Annotated in this window: 18 protein-coding genes; 12 read left to right on the forward strand and 6 right to left on the reverse strand. The window is 44.9% G+C overall.

Annotated features, from left to right (window positions below; translation table 11 throughout):
- Positions 1-5: 5 nt before the first annotated feature.
- On the forward strand, positions 6-1688 hold the full coding sequence (gene recN / locus ABD734_RS07110; protein WP_344702870.1) for a DNA repair protein RecN: 1683 nt from the start codon (positions 6-8) through the stop codon (positions 1686-1688).
- A 9-nt stretch (positions 1689-1697) separates the two neighbouring features.
- Here the strand turns inward: recN and ABD734_RS07115 are convergent, their stop codons facing one another.
- Positions 1698-1976, reverse strand: coding sequence for a DUF2627 domain-containing protein (locus tag ABD734_RS07115; RefSeq protein ID WP_344702872.1), 279 nt, complete (start codon positions 1974-1976; stop codon positions 1698-1700).
- Between the two features lie 160 nt (positions 1977-2136).
- Between ABD734_RS07115 and ABD734_RS07120 the strand changes: the two genes are divergently transcribed.
- The 8 genes from ABD734_RS07120 to ABD734_RS07155 all read left to right on the forward strand — a co-directional run bounded on the left by ABD734_RS07120 (position 2137) and on the right by ABD734_RS07155 (position 10434).
- Positions 2137-3036 carry a phosphate acyltransferase gene (locus ABD734_RS07120; RefSeq protein WP_344702874.1) on the forward strand — a complete coding sequence of 300 codons (900 nt, stop codon included), beginning with the start codon at positions 2137-2139 and terminating at the stop codon, positions 3034-3036.
- An 18-nt stretch (positions 3037-3054) separates the two neighbouring features.
- Positions 3055-4149, forward strand: a complete 1095-nt coding sequence (locus tag ABD734_RS07125) for a Leu/Phe/Val dehydrogenase (RefSeq protein WP_344702876.1) — start codon at positions 3055-3057, stop codon at positions 4147-4149.
- 5 nt (positions 4150-4154) lie between these two features.
- Entirely contained in the window at positions 4155-5219 is a 1065-nt protein-coding gene (gene buk, locus ABD734_RS07130) for a butyrate kinase (RefSeq protein WP_344702878.1), read from the forward strand.
- A gap of 11 nt (positions 5220-5230) precedes the next feature.
- Positions 5231-6652, forward strand: coding sequence for a dihydrolipoyl dehydrogenase (lpdA, locus tag ABD734_RS07135; protein WP_344702880.1), 1422 nt, complete (start codon positions 5231-5233; stop codon positions 6650-6652).
- 14 nt (positions 6653-6666) lie between these two features.
- Entirely contained in the window at positions 6667-7653 is a 987-nt protein-coding gene (locus ABD734_RS07140) for a thiamine pyrophosphate-dependent dehydrogenase E1 component subunit alpha (RefSeq protein WP_344702882.1), read from the forward strand.
- The gene (locus tag ABD734_RS07145; protein ID WP_344702885.1) at positions 7646-8629 is read left to right on the forward strand and encodes an alpha-ketoacid dehydrogenase subunit beta; all 984 of its coding nucleotides are present in this window, start codon (positions 7646-7648) and stop codon (positions 8627-8629) included. The genes ABD734_RS07140 and ABD734_RS07145 overlap by 8 nt, the downstream gene beginning before the upstream one ends.
- Positions 8630-8643: 14 nt before the next feature.
- Entirely contained in the window at positions 8644-9903 is a 1260-nt protein-coding gene (locus ABD734_RS07150) for a dihydrolipoamide acetyltransferase family protein (RefSeq protein ID WP_344702887.1), read from the forward strand.
- Positions 9904-9996: 93 nt separating this feature from the next.
- On the forward strand, positions 9997-10434 hold the full coding sequence (locus ABD734_RS07155) for a BrxA/BrxB family bacilliredoxin (RefSeq protein ID WP_344702889.1): 438 nt from the start codon (positions 9997-9999) through the stop codon (positions 10432-10434).
- 39 nt (positions 10435-10473) lie between these two features.
- Here ABD734_RS07155 and prli42 read toward each other — a convergent pair whose 3' ends face one another.
- Positions 10474-10575 (reverse strand): stressosome-associated protein Prli42, encoded by a 102-nt coding sequence (gene prli42, locus ABD734_RS07160; protein ID WP_344702891.1) that lies wholly within the window; start codon positions 10573-10575, stop codon positions 10474-10476.
- An 81-nt stretch (positions 10576-10656) separates the two neighbouring features.
- Here prli42 and ABD734_RS07165 point away from each other — a divergent pair, with 81 nt between their 5' ends.
- Both ABD734_RS07165 and gndA read left to right on the forward strand, forming a co-directional pair.
- The gene (locus tag ABD734_RS07165; RefSeq protein ID WP_344702893.1) at positions 10657-11775 is read left to right on the forward strand and encodes a M20/M25/M40 family metallo-hydrolase; all 1119 of its coding nucleotides are present in this window, start codon (positions 10657-10659) and stop codon (positions 11773-11775) included.
- A gap of 5 nt (positions 11776-11780) precedes the next feature.
- On the forward strand, positions 11781-13184 hold the full coding sequence (gene gndA / locus ABD734_RS07170; protein WP_344702895.1) for an NADP-dependent phosphogluconate dehydrogenase: 1404 nt from the start codon (positions 11781-11783) through the stop codon (positions 13182-13184).
- A gap of 52 nt (positions 13185-13236) precedes the next feature.
- On the opposite strand, the gene ABD734_RS07175 is transcribed toward gndA, so the two are convergent.
- Positions 13237-14082 (reverse strand): helix-turn-helix domain-containing protein, encoded by an 846-nt coding sequence (locus tag ABD734_RS07175; protein ID WP_344702896.1) that lies wholly within the window; start codon positions 14080-14082, stop codon positions 13237-13239.
- A gap of 18 nt (positions 14083-14100) precedes the next feature.
- Positions 14101-15582 (reverse strand): glucose-6-phosphate dehydrogenase, encoded by a 1482-nt coding sequence (gene zwf, locus ABD734_RS07180; protein WP_344702898.1) that lies wholly within the window; start codon positions 15580-15582, stop codon positions 14101-14103.
- 115 nt (positions 15583-15697) lie between these two features.
- Between zwf and ABD734_RS07185 the strand changes: the two genes are divergently transcribed.
- Positions 15698-16624, forward strand: coding sequence for an MBL fold metallo-hydrolase (locus ABD734_RS07185; RefSeq protein ID WP_344702900.1), 927 nt, complete (start codon positions 15698-15700; stop codon positions 16622-16624).
- On the opposite strand, the gene ABD734_RS07190 is transcribed toward ABD734_RS07185, so the two are convergent.
- Both ABD734_RS07190 and ABD734_RS07195 read right to left on the reverse strand, forming a co-directional pair.
- Positions 16599-17519 (reverse strand): alpha/beta hydrolase, encoded by a 921-nt coding sequence (locus ABD734_RS07190; protein ID WP_344702902.1) that lies wholly within the window; start codon positions 17517-17519, stop codon positions 16599-16601. The genes ABD734_RS07185 and ABD734_RS07190 overlap by 26 nt on opposite strands.
- Positions 17516-18430, reverse strand: coding sequence for an aldo/keto reductase (locus ABD734_RS07195; RefSeq protein ID WP_344702904.1), 915 nt, complete (start codon positions 18428-18430; stop codon positions 17516-17518). The genes ABD734_RS07190 and ABD734_RS07195 overlap by 4 nt, the downstream gene beginning before the upstream one ends.
- Between the last annotated feature and the right edge of the window lie 66 nt (positions 18431-18496).

The raw sequence follows: 18496 nt of genomic DNA on the forward strand, positions 1-18496 counted from the left end.
CTGGAGTGTTTATTTTGCTCATAAGACTTAAAATTAAAAACCTTGCGGTACTGGAAGACATTGAATTGGACTTCGACAGTGGACTCACCATCATTTCCGGTGAGTCGGGGTCGGGAAAATCAATGATTATAGAAGCTATCAGATATCTCTACGGTAAGCGTGCGTCCATAGAAGATATCCGTTATGAAACAAAGGGAGCGGTTATTGAAGGTGTCTTTGACCTGCCTTCAACCGAGGCGGTACAGCATCTCCTCAAAGAAAATGACATTCCTGAAGATGAACTCTACATCATCCGCAGGGAAATCATGCAGAACAGGAAAAGTATCATAAAAATAAATTCACGCATGGTCACTTTAGGCGCATTGAAAGAAATAATGTCTGAAGTCATTAGCATCCATTCCCAATCTTCTCAATCAGAAGCTCTAGAGTACGGCCAGCACATCCTTTATTTGGATCGCTACATCGATCTGGAAAACAGACCTTCCTTTAAGGAATACAGGCAGAATCATCAAAAATACAAAGCTTTGGAAGCGAAAATAAAAGAACTGGAGTATAAGGATAAGAACCGGGTACAACAGTTGCAGATGTATAGGCATCAATTCGATGAATTGGAAGAAATGGGACTTGAAGAGGGCGAGGAGGACAAGCTGATAGAGGATATAGGTTACCTTGACAACTATGAGAAGATAAACGGCAGCCTATCCCTGATCAGCAATCAATTAAGCGCAGAATATGCACCGCAGACCATACTTTATGACATCACCAATCATATCGAGACATTATCCAATTTTGATGAGAGCTATAAAGAATTCAATGATATATTGGTCGAGTCATATCATTTGTTGAATGAACTGGACAGCAAAGTCTCAAGTGACCTCTCAACCTTGGACTATGATGAAGAAACACTTAACCTCAAGCAATCCAGACTATCAAGCATCAATTCCCTAAAACGCAAGTACAATATGACGGTTGATGAACTTATGGACTACCAGAGCAAGCTGGAGCGCGATATTGCAGAGCTTGAGAACATTGCCCAATCCTTTGAAGCACTACAGGAGGATAGGGAGAAAGCATTGAAGGAAATGGAGCATCATGCTAAAGATCTCCATGATTATAGAGCCGAGCAGAAGCACTTTTTGGAAACGCGCATAAAAAAAGAACTGCATGACCTTGATATGCCAGCGGCTGATTTTGAAATCGGCATATCAGAATCGAATTTTGATGAAAGAGGCTATACCGCTGTAGAGTTCCTGATTTCAACAAATGCCGGCGAACCTTTGAAATCAATGAACCGCATCGCTTCAGGCGGAGAGATAGCCCGGGTGATGCTCGCGCTTAGGACCATCTTTACTGAATTCGATGCACAGACCCTACTCATACTTGATGAAATCGATACAGGAGTAAGCGGACAAGTGGCAACCCGAATGGCCCAAAAGATGGCGCGTCTTTCCAAGACGAGGCAAGTCATCTCCATATCACATCTACCGCAAGCAGCTGCAATGGCAGATCACCATCTCTATATAACTAAGGAGACATCTGATCACCGCACATCCAGCCATGCAGAATATCTCAATCAGGATGAGCATGCATATGAAATTGCGAGGATGCTCAGTGGTTCAGATATATCACCTGCCGCTTTAGAAAACGCCAAAACCTTAATAAAAGCAAAAAATGAAGAGACGCTTTAATGCGCCTCTTCATTTTTTTCGTTTCCTTTCCTCCCAGGCGGGAGGCTTGTCGACCATTTTCATATATTTTTCCTTGGCACGGTTCTGTCGCTGTTCACGATGCAGGATATATCCTCCAATGAACCATATGCCAAAGATCGCAATCAGCAGCCCAACGATGAACTGGACTACTGTAAGGGTAAATGGATCATTGACGATGCCGAATACACTATCCCTCATATATTTGATGCCAAGTCCTGCCATTATGACCGGAATGACAAGGATAAGGAGCGCAATGATTTTTTTCATTAAACCACCTGTCTAAAATTTATTAAGTCCATTATAACTCAAGTCAGTCACATATAAAAATGATCAATATTTTTAAATGTTTAGAGTATTTCAAGTTTAAGTAATGCCGTGTAATTTGATTTTCGTATCTGTATAATAATAGCTGAGGGGAGGGAATATAGTGGACTTCGATGAAATATTCAAAAAAGAATCAAGTAAAATGATAACGCTTTCAATATGTAGAGCTGGGGATATCACAGTATTGGAACCTGTCATCAAACTTATTGAAAGCCATAATATCAGATGCCATCTCATTGATGACCGTCCGAAATTAGAACGTCTACTCGATTCTATGGGGCAGGCGGAACTGCTTGAAAGCAATCTCTTCATCCATCATGTCACGGATGATGAAGAAGCGGCCCATAGTGCCTTACGCCTCATCGCCCAGGGTAAAGCCGATATATTGGTAAAAGGCATGGTGCCGACCGCGACACTTCTTAGGGAAGTGCTGAAAAAAGAGCATGGGGTAGTCGAATCGACCATGCTGAGCCATGTCGCCCTGTTCGATCCGCCGAATTACCATAAAGCTTTATTGCTCAGTGATGCGGCAATGAATATTGCCCCTGACCTGGAACAGAAGAAACAAATAATCAACAATACGTCTGAAGCAGCCCAAATGCTTGGCATCAGCAAACCTAAAGTCGCGCTGTTGTCGGCTGTCGAGAAAGTGACAGATAAGATGCCATCGACCGTAGATGCACACGCGTTAGTTGAAATGGGAACTCAGGACTTCAAATATGATATTATAATGGAAGGGCCACTTCAATATGATCTGGCAATTTCTAAAAAAGCTGCAGCTCAAAAAGGGGTGCAATCCGAGGTAGCGGGCGACGCCGACATTCTGATAGCCCCTAATATAGAAGCTGGAAACATTCTCTATAAGTCACTGGTGTATTCAGCTGAAGCCAGGGTCGCTTCCGTGTTGACCGGGGCCCGGGTCCCAATCGTCCTTACATCACGTGCCGATAGCTCTGAAGATAGATTCAATTCCATCAATCTGGCAATGGCACTATCAAAATAATTAAATGGAGTGGTAAAAATGATATTCGAAAAAATGGAACAATATGATTATGAACAACTGGTCTTCTGTCACGACGAAACAAGCGGTTTGAAAGCAATCATCTGCATTCACGACACAACACTTGGTCCAGCACTGGGCGGGTGCCGTATGTGGAACTACGAGACCGAAGAAGAAGCAATAGAAGATGTACTCCGTCTGGCTAGGGGCATGACGTATAAAAATGCAGCAGCCGGCCTGGATCTCGGGGGCGGTAAGACAGCTATCATAGGAGATGCTTCCAAAGACAAGTCAGAAGCTTTCTTCAGAGCATTGGGCCGTTACATACAGAGCCTCGGTGGCAGATACATCACAGCGGAAGACGTCGGCACAACTGTAAGCGATATGGACCTCATCTATCAGGAGACCCCTTATGTCTGCGGAGTGAGCGAATCATACGGCTCAAGCGGTAACCCTAGCCCGATGACTGCTCTCGGCGTCTATATGGCGATGAAGCGTACAGCGAAAGAAGCTTTTGGAGACGACTCCCTGAGCGGAAAAACTGTAGCTGTACAAGGCGTGGGCAACGTTTCCTATGGCCTCTGCAAATACCTTCATGAGGAAGGTGCCAAACTTATCGTCACAGATATCAATGAGGATGCTGTGAATCGTGCCGTCACTGATTTCGGCGCAGAAGCAGTAGGAATAGACGACATCTACTCTGTTGATGCAGACATCTTCGCACCTTGTGCGCTGGGTGGCATCCTAAATGACGACACAATTCCTGAACTGAAAGTGGCGGCCGTTTGCGGCAGTGCCAATAACCAGCTTCTCGATGATGATAAGCATGGCCGTATGCTGGAAGAGAGAGGCATCATATATGCGCCTGACTATGTCACAAACTGTGGTGGCGTGATTACAGTAGCGGATGAACTTCAGGGCTATAATGCAGAACGTGCCGAAAGTAAAGTGCGGGGCATATACGATCAGATGGATAAAATCTTCTCCATTGCAAAGCGTGACAACGTGACTCCGGCAGTTGCTGCAGATCGGTTGGCAGAAGAAAGAATCAAGAGCATGATGCACGTCAAAAGTACTTTCTCCCTAAATGAAATGACACCTCTCAGCAGGAGGTAACCCATTTGACATATAAAATCCTGGTGCTCAACCTTGGGAGTACATCGACAAAAGTGGCCATCTATGAAGACGACAGGCCACTTGCTTTCGATACATTGAAGCACCCAACTGAAGAAACCGTCAAGCCTTTAACCGATCAGACCGAATTTCGACTTGAAGCGGTTCGCACCTTCCTTAAAACACAACGTGTACCACCAGAAGAAATTGATATCGTCAGCGCCAGAGGTGGGCTTCTCAAACCGATTTCAGGCGGAACCTATAACATTTCACAGGAAATGATCGATGATTTGAGGTCAAACAGATATGGTAGGCATGCTTCTAACCTGAGTGCATTGATTGCCGATCGGTTTAGGGAAAAATACGGATGCAAAGCCGTGATTACAGACCCTGTGGTAGTGGATGAGCTCGTTGAGGAAGTACGCATGACCGGCCTTAAGGAAATCAGGCGCAAGTCGATTTTCCATGCATTGAATCAAAAGGCTGTAGCGCGCAAGTATGCGTATTCCATAGGCCGGAATTACGAGGATATCAACGTCATCGTATGTCATATGGGAGGCGGTATTACAGTGGGTGCCCACGCCCATGGACGGGTAATTGATGTGAATGATGGACTGGCAGGGGAAGGACCGATGAGTCCAACACGAACTGGCACTCTGCCGAATGGCAGTCTGGCTAAATTTATGGAGGATAACGCCATGGACTATGATGCGGTCGTGGAAACATTGACCAAATCGGGTGGTTTCGTCTCATTGGCCGGAACACAGGACGCGCTGGAGCTTGAGAAAATGGCAATAGCTGGTGATGAAAAGGCAATCGCTATATACCAGGCGTTAGCTGTTCAAATCGCTAAAGAAATCGGCTCACGGGCTTCTATACTGAAGGGCGAAGTCGAACAGATCATATTTACCGGCGGTTTGGCACACAGCACTTATCTCATTGATCTCGTACGGCCGTATATTGCATTCATCGCGCCGGATACCATCTATCCTGGCGAGGAAGAAATGCAGGCGCTTGCAGAAGGCGGCTATCGGGTGTTGAGCGGAGAAGAGGAAATGAAGAGATATGAATAGGAGGAAAACGAATGGCGCATGAATATGACCTAGTTATACTTGGTGGCGGTACTGCAGGCTATGTTGCAGCGATCAAAGCCAGCCAACTGGGTTTCAAGACTGCACTTGTTGAAAAGGAAAAATTGGGTGGCACCTGCCTCCATAAAGGCTGCATACCTACTAAAAGCCTCCTGCAGTCAGCGGGCACCGCAAATGCCATGAAAAATGCAGACACCTTTGGCATAGAGTCGGTAACACCTGTAGTTAATATGGCTAAAGTGCAGGAACGCAAAATCGCTGTCGTCGACCAAATGTATAATGGTGTAAAACACCTTATGAAAAAGCATGCCATTGACGTCTATAATGGTTATGGACGTATATTGGGACCTTCCATCTTCTCACCGATGGCGGGGACAATTGCAGTGGAATATCCTGAAGATGAAGAGCGGGAAAGCGATATACTGGTAAATCAACATGTATTAATCGCAACAGGCTCATATCCACGCCCATTGCCAGTCCTTCCCTTTGATGGCAAAGTTGTACTCTCAAGTGATGATATGATGACCCTAGAAAGCATCCCTGCTAAAATGGCAATCATCGGTGGCGGCGTGATTGGCCTTGAATTTGCAAGTCTGATGAATGATCTCGGTAGTGCTGTAACGGTAATTGAAGCGGGGGATCAGATCATCCCCCTGGAAGATGGGGATATCGCCAAACAGCTGAAGCAATCATTAGAGTCTAGAGGCATCACATTCAAGACCGGCCATGCGCTGGATGAATCAGACATAGAAGTAGGGGAGGACACCGTCAGCCTTGCAATCGATGACGACGAACCAAGCGTCTTCGATAAAGTGCTTGTGGCGATTGGTAGAGCTCCTAATTCTGCTGATATCGGGTTAAACAATACTAAAATCAAACTCGATGGCGGTTACTTGACCGTTAACGAGAACTACCAGACTGAAGATAAGCACATTTATGCAGTCGGTGATGCCATCGGCAACCTTCAACTGGCGCACGTAGCAACTAAAGAGGCAATCAATGCCGTCTTGCATATGGCAGATAATAAACCTCATCCAGTGGATTACAACGCTGTACCAAGGTGTATCTATACCTCGCCTGAGGTTGCCTCTATCGGCATGACTGAAGCTACATTAAAATCAGAAGGCATTTCCTACAATGTCCATAAAGTTCCGTTCGCCGCCATCGGTAAGGCAGTCATCAGTAATGGCTCAAAAGGGTTTGGCAAGATTCTCACGGATCCGGATACAAAGGACATTTTAGGGATTTCATTAATCGGACCGGAAGCAACTGAGCTTATAAACGAAGTGGCACTCGCCAAATTCCTGGACGCTTCTGCGCTCGAACTTGGTTCAGCCATCCATGCACATCCATCCATCGGCGAAGTTCTGATGGAATTGGGACTCAGCGCCGAAGGTCAGGCCATCCATGTATAAGGAGGAGATTTATCGTGTTGGATTATAGAGAAGCGGGGCTCACTCCCGATGATTTAAAGGAAATGTATAGGACTATGCACCTTGCAAGAAGATTGGATGAGAGGATGTGGCTTTTGAACCGTGCCGGGAAACTGCCTTTCGTCATTTCGTGCCAAGGTCAGGAAGCGACTCAAGTAGGGGCAGGGTATGCGCTCGATACAGCGGTTGATGTAATCAGCCCCTATTACAGGGACCTCGCCCTAGTGACGCATTTCGGCATGACGGCTGAAGAGACCATGCTTTTTGCTTTTGCCAAAAAAGGTGATATTTCAAGTGGCGGCAAACAGATGCCTTCACACTTCAGTAAGAAAAGTAATAACATCATGACCCAAGGTTCCTGTGTTGCGACCCAGGTCCTTCATGCAGTCGGTGCCAGCTTCAAGTTCAAGATGGATGACGAAAAGCGCGTTGCTCTGACGACACTCGGCGAAGGATCATCGAACCAGGGCGACTTCCACGAAGGGTTGAACTTTGTAGGCGTACATAAACTGCCGTTTATATGCATCATAGAAAATAATAAATACGCCATAAGTGTACCGGTGGAGCTTCAATATGGTGCAGACAAGCTGTCCGATCGTGCAATTGGATATGGAATCCACGGAGAGCACATTGACGGCAACGACCCGATAGCCGTCTATAAAGCTGTCAAAGAGGCTAGGGAGCGTGCAATGAATGGTGAAGGCGGCACTATTATAGAAGCAATGTCGACAAGGCTGACCGCTCATTCGTCGGACGATGACGACAGCTACAGGGAAAAAGGTGAGCTGAAAGAAGAGGATTGCCTCATGCGGTTTAAAGCCTACATCAAAGAGTATGAAGTTGCCGATGACGAATGGTTCGAAACTCTCGAAGCCGAAGCGAAAAAGATCGTCACCGATGCGACCAAGGCAGCAGAAAAAGCGCCTTATCCGGATGCTAGAGAAGCGCTGACGCATGTATATGAGGAGGTAAACAATGGCTAAGACATCCTATCTGCAAGCAATACATCAAGCACTGGATTATGAGATGGGAAGAGATGATAGTGTATTTGTACTGGGGGAGGATGTCGGCAAAAAGGGCGGCGTCTTCAAAGTGACTGAAGGTCTCCAGGAGAAATACGGAGAAATGCGCTGTCTGGACACACCTCTTGCAGAATCGAACATTGTCGGGACCAGCATCGGCGCTGCGATGATGGGCAAAAGACCTGTTGCCGAAATACAATTCGCAGAATATATTCTACCTGCGACAAATCAGATTTTAAACGAAGCGGCGAAAATCAGATACCGTTCCAACAATGACTGGAATTGTCCGATGGTGATCCGTTCTCCTTTCGGCGGCGGCATCCATGGTGCTCTTTACCATTCGCAGTCGATAGAAACGATATTCACTTCAACTCCCGGGTTGAAGGTGGTCATACCATCCACTCCTTCCGACGCTAAGGGGCTGCTCATTTCCGCAATACGTGATAATGACCCGGTGCTCTTCTTCGAGCATAAGAAGGCATACCGTCTCCTTAAAGAAGATGTTCCTGAAGGCGAATATACTGTCCCGATCGGCAAAGCTGACGTCAAGCGTGAAGGCGATGACATTACAGTCATAACTTACGGGCTTTGCGTCAATTATGCCATGCAGGCTGCCGAGAGACTTTCCAAGAAGGGGTATGAAACAGAGATCCTCGACTTGCGCACCATCTATCCTCTGGATAAGGAAAGCATCATAGAAGCGGCATCCAAAACAGGTAAAGTACTTCTGGTGACTGAGGACAATCTCGAGGGCAGCGTGATGAGCGAAGTGTCAGCTATTGTAGGAGAGAACTGCCTATATGATCTCGATGCTCCGATAATGCGTCTGGCAGGACCAGATGTCCCGGCAATGCCATATTCTCCGCCGATGGAAGATTTCTTCATGATCAATCCGGACAAGATAGAAGCCAAAATGATGGAACTTGCCGAACACTAAGGAGGAAAAGAGTAATGGAAAAGGTGCTTATGCCAAAGCTTGGTGAGAGTGTCACTGAAGGAACGATAGAAAAGTGGCTGGTGAAGCAAGGCGATAAAATAGAAGAATATGAACCTTTATGTGAAGTCATAACCGACAAAGTCACCGCCGAGGTCCCCTCTGTATTTGACGGTACAATCAAAGATTTGCTCGTTGACGAGGGGGATACTGTTGAGGTAGGTACGCCCATCTGCATGATGGAGACGGAAGGGGGTTCAAATACAGAGCCCGTGTCAGACCCTGAGGAGTCAAGCGTAGGGACGGCAGATGAGAATCCTGAAGAAGAAAAATCCACAAAGACTAAAGGGCAGAAGACGCGGATTTCTCCTGTAGTCATGCGCTTAGCCGAAGAAAACGATATCGATCTTAAAACGGTTGAAGGTAGCGGATTTGAAGGTCGGATTACGAAGAAAGATATTATAGCTGCGATAGAATCCGGCAACACCGGTCAGGTGGAGCCTAAACAAGAAGAACATAAAGAGGCCGATTCTCCAAGCCGCACTGAACCTGTGGCTCCTATAGAAACTCCTACGACCCCGGGTGAAGAGATTCCGGTAACAGGAGTACGCAAAGCAATCGCCAATAAGATGGTTCAATCCAGTCAGGAGATTCCACATGCTTGGCTGATGATGGAAGTCGACGCGACCAATCTAGTCAATGTCAGAAACAAGCATAAGAATGCTTTTAAAGAAAGTGAAGGATATAATCTGACGTTCTTCAGCTTCTTTGTAAAAGCTGTGGCTGAAACCTTGAAAGAGTATCCTATGCTGAACAGTTCATGGCAAGGTGATAAGATTGTCGTCAATAAGGATATCAATATCTCCATTGCTGTCGCAGGAGATGATAAGTTGTATGTCCCTGTAATCAAGAATGCGGACGATCTGTCGATTAAAGGGATAGCAAAGCAGGTGAGCGAACTTGCCTCTCTCGGTCGTAGGCATGCACTGACTCAAGACCATATGAAAAACGGCACCTTTACTGTCAACAACACGGGTGCATTCGGATCGGTTCAATCAATGGGAATCATCAACCATCCCCAAGCTGCCATACTGCAAGTGGAATCAATCGTTAAGAAGCCTGTGATCATAGACGATATGATCGCAGTAAGGGACATGGTCAACCTCTGCTTATCCATTGATCACCGCATATTGGATGGTCTCGTGGCGGGACAATTCCTGAAAGCAGTCAAACAGCGTATTGAAGCCTATTCCATCGAACATACTTCAATCTATTAAGCTTTACAAAAAGAGTGATTGAATATAGAATTGAGTCATCAAATCCTTTGCATATGCTTTGGATCATAAGGACTGGAAGAAGGGATTTTTGCAATGAATATGGATTTCAACATGTACATGAATGATATTGTCACTACTGCAAGAAGCGAAATGAGGGAAGCGGGCTATACTGAAATGACGACGCCTGAAGAAGTGGATGAGCACCTCCTGAAGGAAGGGACGGCTTTGGTGATGGTCAATTCAGTCTGTGGTTGTGCCGGCGGAATTGCACGTCCGGCAGCAAAGCATGCACTCAACTATGATAAGCTTCCTGACCAACTGCTTACGGTCTTTGCCGGACAGGATAAGGAAGCCACTGAGCATGTCAGGGAAAAGGCACCAGATTTCCTGCCTTCTTCGCCATCATTCGCACTCTTCAAAGACGGTAAGATTGTAGATATGATAGAACGCCATAACATTGAAGGCCATGAAACCATGAGTGTAATCATGGATCTGCAGGCTTGGTTTGAGGAGCACGGCAAAGATATCTGATATAATAAAAAGAGGTCCCGAGGGACCTCTTTAATTTGATTAAATCGCAGTGAGCATGCTGATGCCGAAAAGCACACCAGAAATCACTATCAGAAAGATCATAAACCAGATTACTACTCTCTGCATTTTCTTATTTTGCATGGAATCATCCTCAATTTTTTACTCTTTACATTATAATACACTGAACATCCACAATCAACTCAGTAACAGGAGGAACACACAATGAATCAAGAAAGATTGACTTCGCAATTCATGGAAATGGTCCAAATCGATTCCGAAACTGGAGAAGAGAGGGAAATTGCAGATTATCTGCTGAAGACCTTCAGGGAAATGGGTGTCGAAGCAGAAGAAGACGATACCCAAAAGGACACGGGATACGGTGCAGGCAACATCCTTGTGAGGATGGCCGGCAACACTGAAGCTGAACCACTTTATTTTACGGTTCATATGGATACGGTGGCACCCGGAAAAAATGTTAAACCAGCCATCGAAGATGGTTATATCGTAAGTGATGGGACTACTATACTTGGTGCAGATGACAAGGCCGGAATTGCAGCCATCATAGAGTCCATCCGCACAATCAAGGAATCTGAAATCCCACATGGCGATATTGAATTTGTAATTACCGTTGGAGAAGAATCTGGCTTGGTCGGAGCCAAGGCATTCGACGCATCACGTTTGAAGAGTCGTTTCGGATATGCCATAGACTCTACAGGTAAAGTCGGCACCGTAGTGACTACGGCACCGACCCAAAGTAAGATTGAAGTGAACATCCATGGTAAGAAAGCACATGCAGGTGTAGCACCTGAAGAAGGCGTCAGCGCCATAAACATTGCAGCCAAGGCAATCAGCCAGATGAAGCTCGGTCGGATAGATTCAGAAACTACAGCAAATATCGGCCGATTTGAAGGTGGTGGCGCAACCAATGTCGTGACGGACCATGTATACCTGCTTGCAGAGGCACGTAGCCTTGATGGCGATAAGATGGAAAAACAAGTGGCGCATATGAAAGATGTATTTGAAACCACTGCCTCTGAGATGGGCGGACATGCAGAAATCAAGTCCGAGGTCATGTATGCTGCATTGGATGCTGGGAAAGAGTCTGAAGTAGTGACTACAGCTGTCAAAGCCATCGAAAAAATTGGCAGGACACCGGACTTAATCAGCCTCGGGGGCGGCAGTGATGGCAACATCTTCGTAGGACACGGAATAGACACAGTAATACTCGGAGTCGGATATGAAAACATCCACACTACCGAAGAACGCATCCCGGTCGAAGAGCTCGTCAAGGTCGCTGAACTCGTTACAGGCATCATCAAAGTCCAAAGTGATAAGGAGTAGCATATATGCTGTATGATATCGGAGTGGTCGGCTTGGGGGTTATGGGCACAAATATCTCCAAGAACATGGCCCGGAATGAATTTGATGTTACTACATTTGACTTTTACGAAGATGTGAGAAAAAACAGGACTTTGGAACTGAAGGAAGAAGGAGTATCGGTTTCTTCTTCTTTAGAATCATTCGTAAAGAGCCTTAAAAAACCTCGCAACATATTGCTTCTCGTTAAAGCAGGAGAAGTGACTGATAATACCATCTCACAAATAGCCCCCTTGTTGGAGGAGGGGGATACACTGATAGATGGCGGTAATGAACAGTATGAGAATACACAGCGTCGCAACGGACAGTTGACAGCAATGGGCATCAACTTCATTGGCATGGGAGTCAGTGGAGGAGAAGAAGGTGCATTGAATGGTCCTTCTTTAATGCCCGGCGGTCAAAAGTCTGCCTATGATAATGTTAAGGATATACTGGAAAAAATTTCAGCCAAGGCAGATGATGGTAAACCATGCGTCACCTATATCGGCAATAATGGTAGCGGCCATTATGTCAAGATGATCCATAACGGTATAGAATATGCAGACATGGAACTCATTGCAGAGAGCTACTATTTCATGAAGCATGGCCTCCGCATGAGTAATAAAGAGATGAGTGAAGTGTTCGATGAATGGAATCAGGGCGACCTAAACAGTTATCTGATTGAAATCACTGCACGCATCCTTGAATTCAAAAATGAAGACGGTGAATATATCATTGACCTCATCTTGGATAAGGCCGGGCAAAAAGGCACAGGCAAATGGACTGGTATAGAAGGTCTGAAACTCGGCATTCCACTTTCCATCATTACAGACAGTGTGTTCTCAAGATGCCTCTCAAGTCTGATTGATGAGCGTGCGCAGATCAATCAGGCGTATGATGCCGAAATGGGAGCCCTCCCGCAAGAAGACAAGAATGAAATTCTTGAAGATCTAAAAAATGCCTTATATATAAGTAAACTGATGAGCTATTCACAAGGTTTCCGCCTATTGAAAGAAGCAAGTGACATCTATGAATGGAATCTGCAGTTGGGGGAGATTTCCATGATCTGGAGGGCCGGATGCATCATCCGGGCGCACTTCCTTGAAGAGATCAATAGAGCATATGAAAAGGACCCTAAACTCGACAATCTGCTTCTTGATGACTATTTCAAATCTGTGGTAAAGGAAGCACATCCGAGTCTAAGGAGCATTGCCATCAAGGCGATTGAAAATGAAATTCCAGTGCCTGGTTTCTTGAGTGCCCTCTCTTATTTTGACAGCATGAAACAAAAACGTGTGTCCAGCAATATGATTCAGGCCCAACGTGATTACTTTGGTGCACACACCTATGAAAGAATCGATCAGCCAGGCGTCTTCCACACCGACTGGCAATAGTAAAAAAACGCAGTGTGATGTTGATTGAAGTCAACTTCACACTGCGTTTTTATTAATCAGATAAACGTTGCCATACTTGTACTTTACTATCCTCAGAGAAAAACAATCCTCTACTTTTGATCAGCTCCATGGAATAGGAACAATTCAACTCGCGATCTTCCTTGAATCGCCATCTACGGAATATATAACGGTAGATGTCTTCGCTGACGATCTCCGGATCCCCTTCAGACTCGAAGATGACATAATCTCCAGATTCCGTATAAGTCTCTTCAAATGGTGCAGGGGAGAGGGAGGAAACACCGATCATCAATTCCATCTTACCTCCTATATATCTTTCAAGAAGTATGATGCCTTTTATATGACCGTCATTATACTTGAGTAGCTCCTCCAACACATGGTTATCTTCAAGATATGATAAAAAGTCATACTTCATCAATGTACTATAATGGTCTACTGAGAAACGGCGGACGGCACCTATGATTCTGAACCCTTCAACATGCTGCTCAGTGGAACGGTATTTTGGTCGTTCAACCGGAACCACTTCAAAAGATATGCGTTCTGTAAGATCCAAAGTTTGAAAATACTTCTCAGTTTCGTAGGGCGATATCCCAAACGCTTCACGATATGTTTTCTTAAACTGTTCTATATCGTGAAAGCCATACTGCTTGGAGATATCAATCAATCGTCTGTGCCCCGCCTCTAATTCATATGCAATCTCTGTCATTTTACGCCTCATCTGATACTCGTAAGGGCTGAACCCGACCAATGAAGAAAAAATTGTGATGAATGATTTAGGTTCTACGGACATATCAAGAAGTACCTCATCATAATCTATATTCTCCCTGATATGATCTTCTATATATATAATGAACCTCTCTACAAAATTTACTGTTTGCATATTAACCTCACTTCATTTCTATACATTCCACCATTTGAACCCATCTTTCGAGAGGAGCAGATTGCTTTTTACAGGACCATCAGAGCCTGCCCTGTAGTTTGGGAACGGAGCGATGTCAGACTCCCATACCTGGTTAATCGAATCTACAAATTGCCAGGCATTCATCAACTCTTCATAGTGGGTAAAGTTTGCTGCGTCCCCGTTCAGACAGTCATATATCAGATTCTCATACGCATCTACTGTACGCGCAAGGTCTTTATTGTCGATTGCATAGGAGAGTTTAATCTCCTTTGTATCCTTTTCACTGCCATGGTCTTTGACGTTAAGTTGCAAAGAGATGCTTTCGTCAGGCTGGATGCGTAAAATGAGAAGGTTTTTAGAGAGTACATCGTCCTGCTCGTTTTGATAATACAGGTTTTTTGGCACCTCTTTAAATTCCACAACGATTTTCGTCTCCTTATTCCTCATCCTCTTGCCGGTACGGATATAGAAAGGGACGCCTGCCCATCTGAAGTTATCTATGAAGAGACGGGCGGCAATGAAGGTCGGAGTGTTGGAGGTTTCGCTGACATCTTCTTCATCCCTGTATTTGCATACATACTCACCATCTACTCTTCCTTCATCATATTGACCGCGTACAAAATGATTCTTTACATCCTTTTTATCTATTTTCCTAATGCTCTTCAAAACTTTTATCTTTTCGTCCCGTATATCATCACTGCTTAAACTGATCGGGGGTTCCATGCCAAGAAGTGAGACGATCTGCATCATATGGTTTTGGAACATATCCCGGACTGCGCCACTTCTTTCGTAATATTCACCACGACCAAGTACACCTAAGGATTCGGATGAGGTGATTTGGATATTTGAGATGTAGTGGTTGTTCCACAGTGGTTCGAACAAACTATTGCTGAACCGGATGACTTCAATGTTTTGCACCATCTCTTTCCCCAAATAGTGATCTATTCTGTATATTTCATGTTCTTCAAATGTTTTGGAGATGTCCTCGTTCAGTCTATAGGCACTTTCATAATCCCTGCCGAATGGCTTTTCGATTATCAGTCTCTTATAACCTTTGGTCTCTGTGACACCTGAACGTCGTAGATTATCCGTAATGACCGTAAAGAATTGAGGAGGCATCGCCAAATAGAACAATCTGTTCCCCTCTGTGTCGATGGACGCCTCTACACTCTCAAATTTATCCTTCAATGTCGAATAGCTATCGACATCGGTAATATCTACCTGCACATAATGAATGCAGCTCAAAAAGGAGTCCAGCCCTTCGAGACTTTCCAGCTTTTCGTTGTCCTGCAGGGAAATGCGTACCACTTCCCTGAAGTCTTCATCATTCATATCTTTACGTCCTATCGCCAATATGGCGAAATCATGTGTCAATGAACCTTCCTGGAACAGATGGAACATGGATGGCAGAAGTTTTCTTCTGGAAAGATCCCCCGTAGCGCCAAACAATGCGATGGATGCTTTAAATGATTGGGTCATATGCAAACAAGTCCTTTTATCAAAAATTTTCTTATATTATTATTCCACTGTATTCTGAAAAACACAACTCCATAACTATGATATAATGAACCAACATTTAATGATAGGTGATTGCATGAAATTTAAAATACTCGGCTCCGGTGCGGGCATACCTTCGAAATCAAGAAATACCCAAAGTTATATATTGGATGTGGTCGAGGAACTCAACCAATATTTCCTCATTGATGCTTCTGAAGCACTACAGCATCGCATCATGAGCACAACGATACGACCGGCTAAAATCAAACACATCTTCATCACCCACCTCCATGGAGATCATATCTTCGGCCTGCCGGGGTTTCTCTCTTCTCGTGCCCACCAGGGCGGGGAAGGGGTGCCTTTATATATTTATGCACCTGCCGGCTTGAAGGAGTGGGTGGAGCTGACCTTAAGGACAAGCGCTTCACATTTGAACTATCCGATTCACTATATAGAGGTTGCACATAATATGGAGTTTGACGCAGATGGTTTCAAAGTGAAATCCTATCTGCTGGACCACGCCATTGAGAGCTACCTTTATGTATTCATTGAACCAGACAAGCCAGGCGCCCTAAAAGATGAACAATTGAAGCGACTTGGCATACAGCCTGGCCCGTTCTATAAAGAGATAAAACAGTCGGACACTTTTGAATTTGATGGACAGATATACAATACGTCAGAATTCATGAATCCCCCGACAGAAGGCAGAAAAGTGGCAGTCCATGGTGATACAAGGGTGATTCAGCATCCGGATTACTTGGATTTGGTTGATGGATCAGACCTTATCGTCCATGAGGCAACATATCTCGATGGAGAGGGCGAAAAAGCACATCTTTACTACCATTCCGAAATGTCAGAAGTACAAAAAAACTTTTCATCCATTTCATATGGAAAGCTCATATTCAGTCATATCAGCAATCGATATGATCAGGAGCAGATCAACAGCATCAGTAGCACGCTACCTGAAAACATGCTGCTAGCCTATGACTTCATGGAAATCACCATCCCACGTGATTCGCAATGAAGCTAGTGATTACCTGCCGATATTTTTCAGGGTTTCGGTTGAAGCTTTCAACGTGACCACCCCGATCGGGATACCAGGCTGCCTTAGGCGCCTTTTTTCTTTTATACAGTTCTTTTGTGTGCGTATATGGGATGAATTTATCAGGTTTTGAATGGATGAAGAGTATCGGTTGCCTGATGTTGTCCACCACCCGGTGTGGGGAAACTTTAAAGAGTGAGAATCGGCTTCTCAGGCGGAAGAATATATTTGTGAATATGAGTACTAGAGGGGATCCAATTTTTGTATATTGGCTGAAGATGTGGGTGAGTTCATCTCCAAAAGTGGAAAATGAAGCATCCGATATATAGAATTCAGCGCGATTCGATAATTCACCTGCATAGAGCAGCATGGTGGCCGCTCCCATGGATTCTCCGTGCACACCCACCTGTATATCAGGTCCGTAGTGGTCAAAAAGGTATTCTATCACTGTCTCTAGATCATATTTTTCGTAGAAGCCGTAAGTCGAATGGAGTCCACCTGTGTTCCCATGTCGCCTCGCATCGTAGATTACGCAATTGTAGCCCATATCTGTGAACATATTGAGGTATTTTATGGAACTTATTTTATTCTCCGTCACGCCATGGCACAAGACCACCCATTTGTTTGTTTCGTTAGGGTGGGTGAAGATGGCATTGATGCTGTAGTCGAATTTAGAAGATATGAGGATATCATCTTGCGGAAGCTTTTTGAATTCGTTCATATCGAGCCTCTTAGCACGCGTTTCCCTGCGTTTGATGATCTCGACATCCCGCAGTTTAAAGAAAAGGATTTGGCTTGAAGCGTAATAGCCAAGTGAGATAAGTAATACGAGAAGGGAGCCTGATAGTCCGACTCCCCATTTTATGAAACTCCTCATGCACGATGCTCCTCATATTTGATTATTTTCACCGCATCGAGAACTGCCTTATATTCTTCCTGTGACAGGTCTGGCATTTTATTGTAGCTTTCGATATTCGACTCCAGCTGTTTCAGACTGCTCACCCCATTGACTATGGCAGCTTCATTATATCTCAGGAACGCATAGGACAAAGCGGTTAAATCATCTTCCACTTCACTCAGACGTTCCAGGCTCCCTTTCAGATCTTCGCAGGAATAATCGAGGAACCCATCAGGGAATTTTTCTTCAATGACACTTCTCCAGCTACTGCTGAGGGCGCCCTTCATGACTGGTCCGCGTGCCAGGATCGCAACATCTTCTTTAAGGGAATTTGAAACTTCCAATGGGCGGTTATCCAATGGGTTGAACTGCATCATGATTGTCGACATGTCGCTGTGGCGCAAGTAATAGTCGATGACGTTCAGCCGTATCGATGATATGCCGTAGCTTGTGATCAACCCTTCCTGCTTCAGATCGTCAAATGCACTGATGGTCTCGTCTTTATTATCTTCAATGGTGCCACCATGAAGTTGGTATAGATCAATGTGATCTACTCCAAGACGGTGCATCGAGTCTTTTATGGCTGATTTGATATGCTTTGGGGTAGGGTTCCATCCTATTTTCTCCTGGGTCTTCTGATCGAATTCATTTCCTCCCTTTGTCGCGATGGTGAAATCATAGGTAGAGCGGAAAACATTCAGTATTTTGCCCAATTCCTGTTCGTTTTTCCCGAACTGATAGAGATCGGCAGTGTCAAAATGGGTGATCCCCGACTCCAATGCAAATTGAATGATTTTCTCCATCTCATTTTTATCGTCGAGTGGCAGATTCATACATCCCAAGGAAAACTCGGAAATGTTCAATCCATCTTTTAAATTTAGTTGTCGCATATGGTTCTCCCTCCATTGAATATGTGATTTGATTATACCAATTCAGACGCCCAAGTTGCACATATT

This window comes from Salinicoccus jeotgali, from assembly GCF_039538805.1.
Classification (GTDB): Bacteria; Bacillota; Bacilli; order Staphylococcales; family Salinicoccaceae; genus Salinicoccus; species Salinicoccus jeotgali.

Excerpts from the sequence above, each read along its gene's own strand:
- ABD734_RS07115 (WP_344702872.1), bottom strand. The coding sequence starts at position 1,976 with ATGAAAAAAATCATTGCGCTCCTTATCCTTGTCATTCCGGTCATAATG.
- ABD734_RS07125 (WP_344702876.1), top strand. The coding sequence starts at position 3,055 with ATGATATTCGAAAAAATGGAACAATATGATTATGAACAACTGGTCTTC.
- lpdA (WP_344702880.1), top strand. The coding sequence starts at position 5,231 with ATGGCGCATGAATATGACCTAGTTATACTTGGTGGCGGTACTGCAGGC.
- ABD734_RS07145 (WP_344702885.1), top strand. The coding sequence starts at position 7,646 with ATGGCTAAGACATCCTATCTGCAAGCAATACATCAAGCACTGGATTAT.
- ABD734_RS07150 (WP_344702887.1), top strand. The coding sequence starts at position 8,644 with ATGGAAAAGGTGCTTATGCCAAAGCTTGGTGAGAGTGTCACTGAAGGA.
- ABD734_RS07155 (WP_344702889.1), top strand. The coding sequence starts at position 9,997 with ATGAATATGGATTTCAACATGTACATGAATGATATTGTCACTACTGCA.
- prli42 (WP_344702891.1), bottom strand. The coding sequence starts at position 10,575 with ATGCAAAATAAGAAAATGCAGAGAGTAGTAATCTGGTTTATGATCTTT.
- ABD734_RS07165 (WP_344702893.1), top strand. The coding sequence starts at position 10,657 with ATGAATCAAGAAAGATTGACTTCGCAATTCATGGAAATGGTCCAAATC.
- gndA (WP_344702895.1), top strand. The coding sequence starts at position 11,781 with ATGCTGTATGATATCGGAGTGGTCGGCTTGGGGGTTATGGGCACAAAT.
- ABD734_RS07175 (WP_344702896.1), bottom strand. The coding sequence starts at position 14,082 with ATGCAAACAGTAAATTTTGTAGAGAGGTTCATTATATATATAGAAGAT.
- zwf (WP_344702898.1), bottom strand. The coding sequence starts at position 15,582 with ATGACCCAATCATTTAAAGCATCCATCGCATTGTTTGGCGCTACGGGG.
- ABD734_RS07185 (WP_344702900.1), top strand. The coding sequence starts at position 15,698 with ATGAAATTTAAAATACTCGGCTCCGGTGCGGGCATACCTTCGAAATCA.
- ABD734_RS07190 (WP_344702902.1), bottom strand. The coding sequence starts at position 17,519 with ATGAGGAGTTTCATAAAATGGGGAGTCGGACTATCAGGCTCCCTTCTC.
- ABD734_RS07195 (WP_344702904.1), bottom strand. The coding sequence starts at position 18,430 with ATGCGACAACTAAATTTAAAAGATGGATTGAACATTTCCGAGTTTTCC.